Genomic DNA, 13,566 nt, shown 5'->3' with positions numbered 1-13,566 from the left:
TCGGCGTCAGCGCGCCGCGGCGGCGCGGGCCGACCAACGGCCCTCGCGGTGGTCGACGACGAGGTCGACGCCGAACGCGCCCGAGAGGTTCTCGGCCGTGAGCACCTCGTGCGTCGGACCCGCGGCGAACACGGTGCCGTCACGCAGGAGCAGCACGTGCGTGAAGCCGGGCGGGATCTCCTCGACGTGGTGGGTCACGAGGACCAGGACGGGCGAGCGCTTGTCCGCGGCCAGCTCGGACAGCGCGGCCACGAGCTCCTCGCGACCGCCGAGGTCCAGCCCGGCGGCGGGCTCGTCGAGTAGCAGCAGCTCGGGGTCCGTCATGAGCGACCGCGCGATCTGCACGCGCTTGCGCTCCCCCTCGCTGAGCGTGCCGAAGTACCGGTCGGACAGGTGCTGCACGCCGAACGCGCGCAGCAGGTCGGCGGCCCGGGCCTCGTCGAGCTGCTCGTACGACTCGCGCCACCGTCCGGTGACGCCGTACGCGGCCGTCAGCACCACGTCGCGCACGGTCTCCCCCGCCGGGATCCGGTCCGCGAGCGCCGCGCTCGACAGGCCGATCCGGGGCCGCAGCTCGAACACGTCGACCCGGCCGAGCCGCTCGCCCAGGAGCTCGGCCGTCCCGCTGGTGGGGTGCATGCGCCCCGACGCGACCTGCAGCATCGTCGTCTTGCCGGCGCCGTTGCGGCCGAGCACGACCCAACGTTCGCCCTCCCGCACCGTCCAGGTCACGCGGTCGAGGATCGTCGTCGTCCCCCGCCGGATCGTCACGGCCTGCAGGTCGAGCACGTCGGTCATGGGCATGACCCTAACCGCCGCCCGGCGCGCCGACGGTCCCTCGACGAGCGACGACGCGTGGTCTGGGTCACGTCGGTCCTCACCCGCGGTGCGCCGCCTACGGTGGTCCGGTGGACCGCACCCTCGAGCTGCCCCGATCCGTGCTGCTGGCGCTGTGGCTGTCCGTGCCGGACACCGACCGCGCGGCCCTGCTGCGCGCCGTCCAGGCCGACGACGAGCCGCACACGGTCGACGGCGGTGAGGACGACGAACCGGGCCCCCTGACGAGGCTGCTCGACGCCTGCGGCGACCTCCCCCGGGACGTCGCCGCGGCGGTCCCCGCCACGGGGGACCCCGCGGCCGTCCCGGCGGCGGTGAGCCGGGCCGCCCTGGACGCCGGCGAGTGCGTCCTCGTGCGGACGCCCGCCGTGTGCCTCGCGGCGATCCCTGCGGTCGAACGGTTCGGGTCGTCGTACGAGCCCGGGCACCTCGTCACGTGGCGGCTCCACGAGGTCGACGACTGGCGGACAGGCGTCCTCGGCACGACGGGCTCGCTCGCGGACGCCGAGCGCGAGCTGCGGCAGGGCCTCATCGACGCCACCGAGGCGCTCGTGCGGCTCGACGTCGCCCGCTGGCGACTCGAGGCGGCCGAGCAGATCGCGGGCCTGCGGGACGCGCAGGTGCCCGGCTGGCGGCTGCCCGAGGGCCTCGACGGCCGGCGCGTGCGGGTGCTCGCGAGCGCGGCGCGGCTGCGCGACATCGTGGCGCTCGCCGCGCGCGACGACGGCGGCGCGGTCAACCTGTGGCAGGCGGACCAGCGCTCGACCGCCCTGCGCGAGGTGGACCGCGTGGCCCGCCGGGCGATGGGGGCCGCCGCGACGTCGATCGCCCCCTGAGCGTCGCGCCCGCGCCCAGCCGTCAGGCGAGCACGTGGCGGTAGACCTCCACGGTGCGTTCGGCGATGGCCTCCCACGAGAAGTGGTCCTCCACCCGACGACGCGCGGCCTGCCCCCACAGGGCCGCCCGCTCGGGGTCGGTCACGAGCTCCGTGAGCGCGGCGGCGAGGTCGGCGACGAACCGCTCCGGGTCGACCGGGGTGCCCGTGCCGTCCCGCAGCTGGTCGATGGGGACGAGGGTCCCCGTGACGCCGTCATCGATCACCTCCGGGATGCCACCCGTCGCGGTCCCGACCACCGGGAGCCCGACGGCCATCGCCTCGAGGTTGACGATGCCGAGCGGCTCGTAGATGGACGGGCAGGCGAACAGGGTGCCGGCGTCGAGCACCGCGACGAGCTGGTCGCGCGGGAGCATCTGCTCGATCCACACGACGCCCGAGCGCCGCTGCTGCAGCTGCTCGACGAGCCCCGACACCTCCGCGGCGATCTGCGGCGTGTCGGGCGCGCCCGCGCACAGCACGACCTGGACGTCGGCAGGCAGCCGCTCGGCGGCCCGCAGGAAGTACGGCAGGCCCTTCTGCCGGGTGATCCGGCCGACGAACACCACGGACGGACGGTCGGGGTCGATGCCGAGCCGTCGCACCGTCGCGTCGGCGGCGGCGCGCGCGGCATCGTCGGTCGGGCGCTTCCAGCCGTCGAGGTCGATGCCGTTGTGCACCACGTGGACCTTGGCGGGGTCGATCGCGGGGTAGGACCGCAGGATGTCGTCCCGCATCCCGCCGCTGACCGCGATGACACCGGCCGCGGCCTCGTACGAGGTCTTCTCGGCCCAGCTCGACAGCGCGTACCCGCCGCCCAGCTGCTCGGCCTTCCAGGGCCGCAGCGGCTCCAGGCTGTGGGCCGTGACCACGTGCGGGAGCCCGTGCAGCAGGCCTGCGAGATGACCGGCGAGGTTCGCGTACCAGGTGTGCGAGTGGACGAGGTCGGACGCGACACCGTCGTCCCCGGTCCGGCCGACCGCGTCGACCATCTCGAGGTCCACGCCGAGCGTCTGCAGGGCGGGGTTCGCCGCCGCGAGCTCGCCGGGCACCGAGTACCCCTGCACGCCCGGTTCGTCACGGGGACCCTCGAAGCAGTGCACCCGCACGTCGATGGTGCGACGAAGCACCTGGGACAACCCCGCCACGTGCACGCCCGCGCCTCCGTAGACGTGCGGCGGGTACTCGCGGGTGAGCAGGTCGACGCGCACGCGCACCTCCCGGTCGTGGCCGGTCCGGACGGACGCAGCACCTTCCGACACGCTAGCGCGTGAGACGGGTCACGCCTCGCCGTGACCGTCGAGGGGGCCTAGGGTCGTCACCATGGCAGCGCCCCGTGTCCTCGCAATCGTCCTCGCAGGTGGCGAGGGCAAACGACTCATGCCGCTCACGGCGCATCGGGCCAAGCCGGCGGTGCCGTTCGGGGGCATCTACCGCCTGATCGACTTCGCGCTCTCGAACGTCATCAACTCCCGGTACCTGCACGTCATCGTGCTCACGCAGTACAAGTCGCACAGCCTCGACCGGCACGTCTCGAAGACGTGGCGGATGTCGCCGCTGCTCGGCAACTACGTCGCAGCCGTGCCCGCGCAGCAGCGCGTCGGCAAGCACTGGTACCTCGGCAGCGCCGACGCCATCTACCAGTGTCTCAACATCATCGAGGACGAGCGCCCCGACATCGTCGTCGTGGTCGGCGCGGACCACGTCTACCGTATGGACTTCTCCCAGATGGTCGACGCGCACATCGCGTCCGGCGCCGAGTTCACGGTCGCGGCCATCCGGCAGCCGATCGAGGAGGCCGACCAGTTCGGCGTCATCGAGACCGACCCGACGGACGCCACCCGGATCACGGCGTTCCGCGAGAAGCCGACCGACCCCGTGGGCCTGGCCGACTCCCCCGGCGAGATCCTCGCCTCGATGGGCAACTACGTGGCCGACGCGGACGCGCTGGTCAAGGCCGTCACGGCCGACGCGGAGAACCCCGACTCCCGCCACGACATGGGTGGAGACATCGCCCCCTACTTCGTCGAGCGCGGCACGGCGGGCGTGTACGACTTCCTGCGCAACGACGTGGCCGGCTCGACGCCCCGCGACCGCGACTACTGGCGGGACGTCGGCACCATCGACGCGTACTACGAGGCGAACATCGACCTCATCTCGATCGAGCCGGTGTTCAACCTCTACAACCACGAGTGGCCGCTCTACACCGGGTACGTCGGCCTGCCGCCGGCCAAGTTCGTGCACGCCGGTGCCGGCCGGCTCGGGCACGCCGCCGACTCGATCGTGTCCCCAGGCGTCCTCGTGTCCGGGGCCACCGTGTCCGGCTCGGTGCTCTCGCCGCACATCAAGGCGCACTCGTGGGCGCAGATCACGGACTCCGTGATCATGGACGACGTCGAGATCAACCGGTACGCGCAGATCCACCGGGCCATCCTCGACAAGAACGTGATCGTCCCGGAGCGCGCCCGGATCGGCCTGGACCGCGAGCACGACCTCGCACGCGGGTTCACGGTGACCGAGTCCGGCATCACCGTCGTCCCCAAGGGCACGATCATCACCGACTGAGCCCCACCCCGAGACCGCCCGGCGTGCACCACGGCGCCGGGCGGTTCGCGTGGTGGGCCACGCAGCGCGCCCGGCGACGCCCGCACTACCCTGCGAGCCGTGACCACCGACCCGCAGTCCCGCCACCTCGTCGTCATGGACGTCGACTCGACGTTCATCACGGGCGAGGTGGTCGAGATGCTGGCCGCACGGGCCGGTTCGGAGGAGCTCGTCACCGAGATCACCGAGCAGGCCATGCGCGGCGAGATCGACTTCGCGGAGTCGCTGCACCAGCGCGTCGCGACCCTCGCCGGCCTGCCCGAGCAGGTGCTCGCCGACGTGCTCGACGAGGTCGTGCTGACCCCCGGTGCCGTCGAGCTCGTCGCGGAGCTGGACCGGCGCGGGTGGCCGGTCGGCCTGGTGTCGGGCGGGTTCATCGAGATCGTCGAGCCGCTCGCAGCCCGCGTCGGCATCCGTCTGGTCCGGGCCAACCGGCTCGAGGTCGTCGACGGCCTGCTCACGGGCCGGGTGCAGGGCGCCGTCGTCGACCGGGCGGCCAAGGCGGTCGCGCTGCGCGACTACGCCGCCGCGACCGGGATCCCGCTCGAACGGACCGTCGCGATCGGCGACGGGGCGAACGACCTCGACATGCTCGCCCTCGCCGCCGTCGGCGTCGCGTTCAACGCCAAGCCGCTCGTGTGCGACGCGGCGGACGCCGTGGTCCGCGACCGCCTCGACGCGGTGCTCGACCTGCCGGTGTTCGCACGCGACTGAGCCGCTGCCGGCGAGCGCACGAGCGCTCGCCACGAGCGGCTCAGCGGATGGTCACTCCGCCAGCGTGAGGCGCAGCAGCGCCGCGGACCCAGGCCCCAGCTCGGACCACGCGCCGTCGGTCTCCAGCCAGCTCCACGACGCGGTCGGCACGCCGACCCGGACGCGCGCGAGCGTCGTGGCGTCCGACTCCGGGCTCGCGAGCGTCGCAGCGGTCTGCGACATCGTCGGCTCGTGCCCGACGACGAGCAGGGTCCGCACGTCCGCGGGAACCGCCTGGACGAGCTCCAGGAGCGACCGGACGCCCGCGTCGTAGACCTCGTCGAGGAGCTCGACCTGCGGGTCGGCGTCCAGCGTCGTCCGCGCCAGCTCCCACGTCTGCCGGGTGCGCAGGGCCGACGAGCACAGCACGAGGTCCGGCACGAGGCCGGCAGCGGTCATCGCCGCACCCACGCGCGGAGACTGCCGCCGGCCCACGAGCGAGAGCGGCCGCTGGTGGTCGCTGATGCGCTCCGGGTGCTCCGACTTGGCGTGGCGGAGCAGCAGGAGCCGACGCGGGTCCTGCGGCGAGTCGGTGGTCACCGGCTCAGCGTCCCATCACAGACCCATGGCGTGCACGCCGCCGTCGACGTGCACGATCTCGGCGGTGGTGGCCGGGAACCAGTCGGACAGCAGGGCCGCCACCGCACGGGCCGTCGGCTCGGGGTCGGTGACGTCCCAGCCGAGCGGTGCGCGCTCGGGCCAGCCGCCCTCCATCGTCTCGAAGCCGGGGATCGACTTGGCGGCGGTGGTGCGGATTGGACCGGCCGAGACGAGGTTCACGCGCACGCCCGACGGGCCGAGGTCGCGGGCCAGGTAGCGCGCGGTCGACTCGAACGCCGCCTTCGCGACGCCCATCCAGTCGTAGACCGGCCACGCGAACGACGCGTCGAACGTCAGGCCGACGATCGAGGCGCCCCGGTTCAGCAGCGGCTGCGCAGCCACGGCGAGCGACTTGAGCGAGTACGCCGAGACGTGCAGCGCGGTCGCGACGTCCTCCCACTCGCCGGCGAGGAAGTTGCCGCCCATGACGGACTGCGGAGCGAAGCCGATCGAGTGCACGACGCCGTCGAGGGAGTCGAGGCCCGCCTCGCGGACCCGGTCGGCCAGCGCGGCGAGGTCGTCGGCGTCGGTGACGTCGAGCTGGACGACCTCGGCGGGCGCGGGCAGCCGGCGGGCGATGGCCTGCGTGAGGCGGAACTGGCGGCCGAACGAGGTCAGCACGACCTGGGCGCCCTCCTGCTGGGCGAGGCGCGCGACGTGGAACGCGATCGAGCCGTCGGTGAGGACGCCGGTGACGAGGAGCTTCTTGCCGTCGAGCAGACCCATGGTGCGATTCCGTTTCTCGTGGTGCGTCTCGTGGTGCGAGGAGAAGGTCAGTGGCCCATGCCGAGTCCGCCGTCGACCGGGACGACAGCCCCGGAGACGTAGCGCGCGGCGTCGGAGGCGAGGAACTCGACGGCGGCCGCGACCTCGTCGGGCTCGGCGAAGCGGCCGAGCGGGATCGCGTCGACGTACGCCTGGCGCTGCGCCTCGGGCAGCGCGCGGGTCATGTCGGTGTCGATGAAGCCGGGGGCGACGACGTTCGCGGTGATGCCACGGCCGCCGAGCTCACGGGTGATCGAGCGGGCCATCCCGACGAGGGCCGCCTTCGACGCGGCGTAGTTCACCTGGCCGGGCGACCCGTACAGCCCGACGACCGAGCTGATGAAGACGATCCGGCCGCGACGCAGCCGGATCATGCCCTTGCTCGCCCGCCGGACGACCCGGAAGGACCCGGTGAGGTTGACGTCGAGCACCTCGGCGAAGTCCTCGTCGGTCATCCGCATGAGCAGCTGGTCACGCGTGATGCCGGCGTTCGCGACGACGACCTCGACCGGGCCGTGCGCGGCCTCGATCTCGGTGAACGCGGCGTCCACGGACGCGGTGTCGCGCACGTCGCCCTTCACGCCGAGCACGCCGTCGGGCAGGTCGCCCGATCGGTAGATGGTGGCGACCTTGTCGCCCGCCGCCACGAACCGCTCGGCGATCGCGCGGCCGATGCCGCGGTTCGCCCCCGTGACGAGCACGCTGCGGGGGGTCGATGCGGGAGCGTTCACGTTGTCGGAAGTCTCAGGCACGGGACACGACGCTATCCGACTCCGCCCGCTCACCGGCGCACGTGCTCGGCACAGGTTCGTCCGTGAGCCTTGTCGGTTCCGGACAACGCATGCCCGGGGCGAGGGGTGCACGGCGCCGGACTAGGATCAGGTGGTGAGCAAGAGCGAGCGCCCGGGCACCCCCGACGGGGTACCCCGGATCACCTCGGCCCCCGAGCCGCTGGCCGTGGACGTCGCACGTCGTCAGAAGCGCTACCTCATCCAGATGGGCATCCGCATCGTCTGCTTCGCGGCTGCCGTCCTGACGTGGGGGCACCTGCCGATCGCGTTCTCGCTCGTCTTCATCGTCGGCGCGGTCGTCCTGCCGTACGTCGCGGTCATCTTCGCCAACGCGGGCCGTGAGCGTCGCGACACGGACGTGACGTTCGAGACGCAGCGCGAGATCGGCCCCGGCGGCGGGACGCCCGGCCAGCTCGGAGGCCGCCCGTGAGCCTGCTCGGACCGGTGCCCGATCCCGTCGACGAGCTCGTCTGCTCCGCGCGCGGCTGCTCCCGGGAGGCCGCATGGGGCCTGCTGTGGAACAACCCGAAGCTGCACACGCCCGACCGGCGCAAGGTGTGGCTCGCGTGCGACGACCACCGCGAGCACCTGAGCCAGTTCCTCGACGTGCGGGGCTTCCTGCGCGACGTCGTGCCCGTGTCCGACCTGGAGAGGGTCGCCGCGCCATGAGTCCCGCCGTCCGCCGGGCGGCCGGTCTGCTGCTCGTCGCCGTCGTGCTCGCCGTCGTGTGCTCGCTGCTCGGACGTTGGCAGTGGAACCGGCACGTGTGGCGCGACGGGCAGATCGCGATCGTCGAGGCGAACTACTCGGCCACCCCGGTCCCGCTCGACACCGTGCTGACCGGAGCGGGCGCGGCCGTCGCGGACGACGAGGAGTGGCACCAGGTCACGGCGACCGGGCACTACGACGACGCCGCCACGGTGCTGCTGCGCAACCGGCCCGTCGACGGCAACGCCGCCTACCACGTGCTCGTCCCGTTCGTCGTCGAGGACGCGTCGGCCGGCACCGCCGACGCGCCGACGCAGGCGGGCACCGTGCTCGTCGTCGACCGCGGGTGGGTGCCGCTGGGGGCGAACGGGAGCGACGACGTCGCGGCGCCGCCTCCCCCGTCCGGCACCGTCACGCTCACGGCTCGGCTGCGGCACGACGAGAGGCCGTCCACCCGCACGGCGCCCACCGGGCAGGTGCACGCGATCTCGGCCGAGCAGGTGCTGGCCGCGGGCGGCCTCGGCGGCTCGCCGACGTACGCGACCTACGGGCAGATGGTCGACGAGGACCCGGCGGCGACCGTCGCGCTGGGGGCCCTGGAGCGGCCCGACACCGACCCCGGATCGCACCTGTCGTACGCGTTCCAGTGGTGGACGTTCGCACTGGGCGGGCTGGTCGCGTTCTCCGTCGCCGCCCGGCGCGAGCTGCGCGCCGACGATGCACCGGCCGTCCCGGCCGCATCGACGCCAGGTGCTGCCGGCGCGCCGCCGGCACCCGCCCGCCCCGGTCCGCGCGTCGACCGGCCGCATCGCCGCGGCGGGCGCGACGAGGACGACGAGGACGCGCTCATCGACGCCCAGCTCTCGGCCGAGCACCCCCGCTGACCGACCGTCACCCCTGACGGATCGCCTCGCCCGCGATCTCGACGCGCACCCGCTTGCCGACGAGCCACCCGCCGTTGTCGAGGTTGACGTTCCAGACCAGGCCGAAGTCCTCGCGGTTCACCTCGGTCGTCGCCGAGAACCCGAAGATCTCCCGTCCGTAGGGGTCGCGGCGCGCCCCGCCGAAGTGCATCTCGAGCGCGACCTCGTGGGTGACGTCACGGACGGTCAGGTCGCCGATGATCGTGAACCGGCCGCCGACGCCGACGGTCCGCTCGACGAGCCCCGCGGACACGTGCGACCGCTCGGGCAGGTGGTTGCGCAGCCGCGCCCAGTGCGCGATCGCGTCGTCGACGACGAGCCGCTCGACGCGGCGACTGCGGAACTCGATCGCCGGGTACCGCTCGACGTCGAGGAAGTCCGGGCTCTTGAGGTGCGTGTCCCGCTCCTCGTTGTGGGTGGTGAGCGACTCCGCCCCGATGAGCGCCGTCACGCCGGACTCGAGCGGGTCCTCGCCGACGACGATCGTCGCCGCCGCGGCCTCGAACTCCCCGCGGACCTGGCTCACCATCATGTGCGAGGCCACGAAGCCGATGCGCTTGTGCGCGGTGTCGAGCTCGTACTCCCCTGCCACGGGCAGGTCGAGCCCCTTCCAGCGGCGCGTCGCCGCCTGCATGTTCTCCGACTCCATCGTCGTGCCCCCTCGTCGTCACCTGTCGGTCGTCGCCGCACCGGGGCAGGTGGTGGCGAGACCGGACGACGGCGCACCCCGGGAGGGGCAGCTGGCGAGCGGCCGACGAGGTCTCGGCGAACCGATGCGTCGTGCGGACATCGTGACGGAGTGGGTGAAAATTGCACCACCGTGCCCGGATCGTGGACGTTCGTCCGGATCCGTCGCACGCCTCAGGTCACGCCAGGGCGATGAGGTCCAGGTACGCCGGACCCCACAGGTCCTCGTCGCCGTCGGGCAGCAGCAGCACCCGCTCGGGGTCGAGCGCGGACACGGCGCCCTCGTCGTGCGAGACGAGCACGACGGCCCCCTGGTACCCGCGCAGCGCGGCGAGGATCTCCTCGCGCGAGGCCGGGTCCAGGTTGTTCGTCGGCTCGTCGAGCAGCAGCACGTTGGCGCTCGACACGACGAGGGCCGCGAGCGCCAGCCGGGTCTTCTCCCCACCGGACAGGACCCGGGCGGGCTTGTCGGCGTCGTCGCCCGAGAACAGGAACGACCCGAGCACCGAGCGGACCTGCGTGTCGGTGAGGTCGGGCGCCGACGAGCGGAGGTTCTCGACGACCGTCCGGTCCAGGTCGAGCGTCTCGTGCTCCTGCGCGTAGTAGCCGAGCTTGAGGCCGTGACCGGGCTTCACCTCGCCCGTGTCCGACTTCTCGATGCCGCCGAGGATCCGCAGCAGCGTCGTCTTCCCGGCGCCGTTGAGGCCCAGGACGACGACCTTGCTCCCCCGGTCGATCGCGAGGTCGACGTCGGTGAAGACCTCCTGCGAGCCGTACGACTTCGACAGGCCCTCGGCGGTGAGCGGGGTGCGTCCGCACGGCGCCGGGTCCGGAAACCTCAGGCGGGCGACCTTGTCCGACGCGCGGACCTCCTCGAGGCCCGACAGCAGCCGCTCGGCGCGGCGGGCCATGTTCTGCGCGGCGACCGCCTTCGTGGCCTTCGCGCGCATCTTGTCGGCCTGCGCGATGAGCACGGACGCCTTCTTCTCGGCGTTGGCCCGCTCGCGGCGCCGGCGCTTCTCGTCCGTCTCACGCTGCAGCAGGTAGGCGTCCCAGCCGAGCGAGTACTGGTCGAGCTGCGAACGGTTCGCGTCGAGGTGGAACACCTTGTTCACCGTCGCGCGCAGCAGGTCGGCGTCGTGCGAGATGACGATGAAGCCGCCCGAGTACGCCTTGAGGTAGTCGCGCAGCCACGCGATCGAGTCGGCGTCCAGGTGGTTCGTCGGCTCGTCGAGCAGCAGGGTGTCGACCCCCGAGAACAGGATGCGCGCGAGCTCGACGCGGCGGCGCTGACCGCCCGAGAGCGTGCCGATCGTCTGGCTCAGCACGCGGTCGTCGAGCCCGAGGTTCGACGTGATGCGGTGCGCCTCGCTCTCGGCGGCGTAGCCCCCGGCCGCGTTGAACCGGGCGTCGAGGCGGCTGTAGCGCTCCATGGCGGCCTCGCGCGTCTCGTCGTCCGCGCTCGCCATCGCCCCCTCGGTCTCCCGCATCGCGCGGACGACCTCGTCGAGGCCGCGAGCCGACAGCACACGGTCCAGCGCGAGCTGCTCGAGGTCGCCGCTGCTCGGGTCCTGCGGCAGGTACCCGACCTCGCTCGACCGCGCGATCTGGCCGCCCGTCGGCTGCGTCTGGCCCGCGAGAGTCTTGGTCAGCGTGGTCTTGCCGGCACCGTTGCGGCCGACGAGACCGATGCGGTCCCCGGCGGCGATACGGAAGGTCGACGGTTCCAGCAGCACGCGGGCGCCGATGCGCAGCTCGACGGCCTGGGCGGTGATCACGTGGTGGGTTTCCTCCGAGAAAGGCGTCCGGGTCTTGGCCGCGGGCGCAAACGACCGCAATTCTACGACCCGCTAGCGTCGTCAACGGTCGCAGGGTCCGCCGTCGCACCCTCCACCAGCGGGACCACCCGCAGCCCGACACGATCCCGAGGGGGACCCATGTCCAGCGCACCTGAGCACGAGATCATCGCCCTGACGACGCCCGACGACGCGCCCGACGCCGCGATCGCCACCGCACCGGCCCCGGTCGCGCGGCGCTCGGTCGCCACCGACGTCGCGCTGATCGCGACCTTCGCCGCGTTCATCGCCGTCTGCGCGATCGTGCCCGCCATCCCCACGGGCACGCCCGTGCCCATCACGCTGCAGACGTTCGGCGTGGTCCTCGCCGGTCTGGTGCTCGGCTGGAAGCGCGGCGCCCTGGCCGTGCTCCTCTACCTCGCGGTCGGCCTCGCGGGCCTGCCGGTGTTCGCCGAGGGCACCGGTGGCGTCGCCGTCCTGTCCAAGCCGTCCGTCGGCTACCTGCTCGCGTTCCCGTTCGCGGCGGCGCTCGCCGGGTACCTCGCCGGGTACGCGCTGCGGCTGCCGACCGCCTGGCGGTACGTCGGCCTGTTCCTGTCGGGCCTGGTCGCGAGCATCCTCACGATCCACGTCGGCGGCATCGTCGGCCTGCACCTCACGCTCGGCCTGTCGTACTCGGAGGCCTTCGTCTTCGACCTCAAGTACTGGCCCGGGGACATCGCGAAGAACCTGCTCGCCGCCGGTGTGGCCCTGGCCGTCTTCCGGGCGTACCCCGACCTGCTGCGCACGCGCCGCTGACGCCCGTGCCCGTCCTCGCCCTCGACGACGTCGTCGTCACCGCCTACAGCCCCGACCCGGGGGGCGGTGCCGACCGTGTCGTCACGCTCCTCGGGCCGGTGACGCTGCGGGTCGAGGAGCGGCGGGTCGCCGTCGTCGGGGCGAACGGCTCGGGGAAGTCCACGCTCGCGCGGCTGCTCAACGGGCTCGTGCTGCCGTCGGCCGGCCGGGTCACGGTCGACGGCCTCGACACGGCGCGGGACGGTGCCGCGGTGCGGCGGCGGGTCGGGTTCATGTTCACCGACCCCGACGCGCAGCTCGTGATGCCGACGCCGGTCGAGGACGTCGCGCTGTCGCTGCGCCGGCTGCCGATCTCGGCGTCCGAGCGCGACGCGGCAGCGCGCGCGGCCCTGGCGCGGTTCGGGCTGGCCGACCGGGCCGAGGTGCCTGTGCACGCCCTCTCCGGGGGCCAGCGGCAGCTCCTCGCCCTGGCGTCGGTGCTCGCGACCGAGCCCGACGTGCTCGTGTGCGACGAGCCGACGACGCTGCTGGACCTGCGTTGGCGCAGCGTCGTCGACGACCTGCTGGCCGGCCTCGACCAGCAGGTCGTCGTCGTCACGCACGACCTCGACGCCGCCCTGCGCGCCGACCGCGTGCTGGTCGTCGACTCGGGCCGGATCGTGTTCGACGGGGACCCCGCCGCGGGCGTCGGGCACTACCGCGACCTCATGACGGGACCCGGTCACCGGGTCGGGGACGTCCGATGAGCCGCGCACCGGCCGGCAAGCCGCTGCGGGCGCCGTGGGCCGGGCCGCTCGGGCTCTACCACCCGGACACCAGCCCGCTGCACCGGGCGCCCGCGGGCGTGAAGCTCGCGGGCCTGGCCGTCGCGGGCGTCGTGATCGCCGTCGTGCACGGGCCGGTGTCGGGGCTGGTGGCGCTCGGCGTCGCCGTCGTCCTCCAGGTCGTCTCCCGCGTGCCGTGGCACCGGGCGGCCAGCGGCGTGCGGCCGGTGCTGCTCACCGCCCTCGTCGTGGGCGGGTACCAGTGGTGGGCGCGGGGTGGGGCCACGGCCGTCGAGGTCGTCGCCGACCTGCTCGCGCTCGTCATGCTCGCCGCCGTCGTCACCGCGACGACCCGGGCCGACCGGCTGCTCGACGTCCTCGCGCGGCTCGTGCGGCCGTTGCGGCACGTCGGGCTCCCACCCGAGACGTTCGCCCTGGCGGTGGCCCTGCTCCTGCGCACCATCCCCGTCCTCGCCCAGACCACCCACGAGTCCTGGGACGCCGCCCGCGCCCGTGGGCTCGACCGGGACCCCCGGGCCCTGCTCGTCCCCGCGGCCGTCCGGATGGTCGGCCACGCGCGGTCCACCGGGGACGCGCTGGCCGCGCGGGGCATCGGCGAGGACTGACCCTCCGGACGGACGTCCAGCGCCCGGCGGGCGGATCATC

Annotated in this window: 16 protein-coding genes; 9 read left to right on the top strand and 7 right to left on the bottom strand. The window is 73.5% G+C overall.

The window, feature by feature from the left end:
• Positions 1–6: 6 nt before the first annotated feature.
• The gene (locus Cch01nite_RS08515) at positions 7–798 is read right to left on the bottom strand and encodes an ABC transporter ATP-binding protein (protein WP_203751335.1); all 792 of its coding nucleotides are present in this window, start codon (positions 796–798) and stop codon (positions 7–9) included.
• A 110-nt stretch (positions 799–908) separates the two neighbouring features.
• Here Cch01nite_RS08515 and Cch01nite_RS08510 point away from each other — a divergent pair, with 110 nt between their 5' ends.
• Positions 909–1,673 (top strand): Rv1486c family protein, encoded by a 765-nt coding sequence (locus Cch01nite_RS08510; RefSeq protein WP_203751332.1) that lies wholly within the window; start codon positions 909–911, stop codon positions 1,671–1,673.
• Positions 1,674–1,695: 22 nt separating this feature from the next.
• On the opposite strand, the gene glgA is transcribed toward Cch01nite_RS08510, so the two are convergent.
• Positions 1,696–2,922 (bottom strand): glycogen synthase, encoded by a 1,227-nt coding sequence (gene glgA / locus Cch01nite_RS08505; protein ID WP_203751329.1) that lies wholly within the window; start codon positions 2,920–2,922, stop codon positions 1,696–1,698.
• Between the two features lie 112 nt (positions 2,923–3,034).
• On the opposite strand from glgA, the gene glgC reads away from it, so the two are divergent.
• Positions 3,035–4,276: a glucose-1-phosphate adenylyltransferase gene (gene glgC / locus Cch01nite_RS08500; protein ID WP_203751326.1), complete on the top strand. Its 1,242-nt coding sequence runs from the start codon at positions 3,035–3,037 to the stop codon at positions 4,274–4,276.
• A gap of 99 nt (positions 4,277–4,375) precedes the next feature.
• On the top strand, positions 4,376–5,029 hold the full coding sequence (serB, locus tag Cch01nite_RS08495) for a phosphoserine phosphatase SerB (RefSeq protein WP_275407179.1): 654 nt from the start codon (positions 4,376–4,378) through the stop codon (positions 5,027–5,029).
• A gap of 51 nt (positions 5,030–5,080) precedes the next feature.
• Here the strand turns inward: serB and Cch01nite_RS08490 are convergent, their stop codons facing one another.
• Genes Cch01nite_RS08490 through Cch01nite_RS08480 form a run of 3 tightly spaced genes read right to left on the bottom strand, consistent with a single transcriptional unit; the run spans position 5,081 to position 7,185 of the window.
• Positions 5,081–5,608: a SixA phosphatase family protein gene (locus Cch01nite_RS08490; RefSeq protein ID WP_203751323.1), complete on the bottom strand. Its 528-nt coding sequence runs from the start codon at positions 5,606–5,608 to the stop codon at positions 5,081–5,083.
• Positions 5,609–5,623: 15 nt separating this feature from the next.
• Positions 5,624–6,394: an enoyl-ACP reductase FabI gene (gene fabI / locus Cch01nite_RS08485; RefSeq protein WP_203751321.1), complete on the bottom strand. Its 771-nt coding sequence runs from the start codon at positions 6,392–6,394 to the stop codon at positions 5,624–5,626.
• 47 nt (positions 6,395–6,441) lie between these two features.
• A complete protein-coding gene (locus Cch01nite_RS08480) occupies positions 6,442–7,185 on the bottom strand; it encodes a beta-ketoacyl-ACP reductase (protein WP_203751319.1) in 744 nt (247 codons plus the stop codon).
• Positions 7,186–7,318: 133 nt separating this feature from the next.
• On the opposite strand from Cch01nite_RS08480, the gene Cch01nite_RS08475 reads away from it, so the two are divergent.
• The 3 genes from Cch01nite_RS08475 to Cch01nite_RS08465 are packed head-to-tail and all read left to right on the top strand — an operon-like array spanning position 7,319 to position 8,816.
• Positions 7,319–7,654, top strand: coding sequence for a DUF3099 domain-containing protein (locus Cch01nite_RS08475; RefSeq protein ID WP_203751317.1), 336 nt, complete (start codon positions 7,319–7,321; stop codon positions 7,652–7,654).
• On the top strand, positions 7,651–7,893 hold the full coding sequence (locus Cch01nite_RS08470) for a hypothetical protein (RefSeq protein WP_203751315.1): 243 nt from the start codon (positions 7,651–7,653) through the stop codon (positions 7,891–7,893). The genes Cch01nite_RS08475 and Cch01nite_RS08470 overlap by 4 nt, the downstream gene beginning before the upstream one ends.
• Positions 7,890–8,816, top strand: a complete 927-nt coding sequence (locus Cch01nite_RS08465; protein WP_203751313.1) for an SURF1 family cytochrome oxidase biogenesis protein — start codon at positions 7,890–7,892, stop codon at positions 8,814–8,816. The genes Cch01nite_RS08470 and Cch01nite_RS08465 overlap by 4 nt, the downstream gene beginning before the upstream one ends.
• A gap of 7 nt (positions 8,817–8,823) precedes the next feature.
• Here the strand turns inward: Cch01nite_RS08465 and Cch01nite_RS08460 are convergent, their stop codons facing one another.
• Together Cch01nite_RS08460 and Cch01nite_RS08455 are read right to left on the bottom strand one after the other, a co-directional pair.
• Complete coding sequence (locus Cch01nite_RS08460) at positions 8,824–9,504, bottom strand: YceI family protein (protein ID WP_239070127.1); 681 nt, start codon at positions 9,502–9,504, stop codon at positions 8,824–8,826.
• Positions 9,505–9,721: 217 nt separating this feature from the next.
• Positions 9,722–11,320 (bottom strand): ABC-F family ATP-binding cassette domain-containing protein, encoded by a 1,599-nt coding sequence (locus Cch01nite_RS08455; RefSeq protein ID WP_203751311.1) that lies wholly within the window; start codon positions 11,318–11,320, stop codon positions 9,722–9,724.
• Between the two features lie 159 nt (positions 11,321–11,479).
• On the opposite strand from Cch01nite_RS08455, the gene Cch01nite_RS08450 reads away from it, so the two are divergent.
• Genes Cch01nite_RS08450 through Cch01nite_RS08440 form a run of 3 tightly spaced genes read left to right on the top strand, consistent with a single transcriptional unit; the run spans position 11,480 to position 13,526 of the window.
• Entirely contained in the window at positions 11,480–12,136 is a 657-nt protein-coding gene (locus Cch01nite_RS08450) for a biotin transporter BioY (protein WP_203751308.1), read from the top strand.
• A gap of 5 nt (positions 12,137–12,141) precedes the next feature.
• Positions 12,142–12,882, top strand: coding sequence for an energy-coupling factor ABC transporter ATP-binding protein (locus tag Cch01nite_RS08445; protein WP_203751305.1), 741 nt, complete (start codon positions 12,142–12,144; stop codon positions 12,880–12,882).
• Complete coding sequence (locus tag Cch01nite_RS08440; protein WP_203751302.1) at positions 12,879–13,526, top strand: energy-coupling factor transporter transmembrane component T family protein; 648 nt, start codon at positions 12,879–12,881, stop codon at positions 13,524–13,526. The genes Cch01nite_RS08445 and Cch01nite_RS08440 overlap by 4 nt, the downstream gene beginning before the upstream one ends.
• Positions 13,527–13,566 lie beyond the last annotated feature (40 nt).

The organism is Cellulomonas chitinilytica (assembly GCF_016862675.1).
GTDB lineage: Bacteria > Actinomycetota > Actinomycetes > Actinomycetales > Cellulomonadaceae > Cellulomonas > Cellulomonas chitinilytica.
This window is presented reverse-complemented; position numbering and strand designations above follow the sequence as displayed.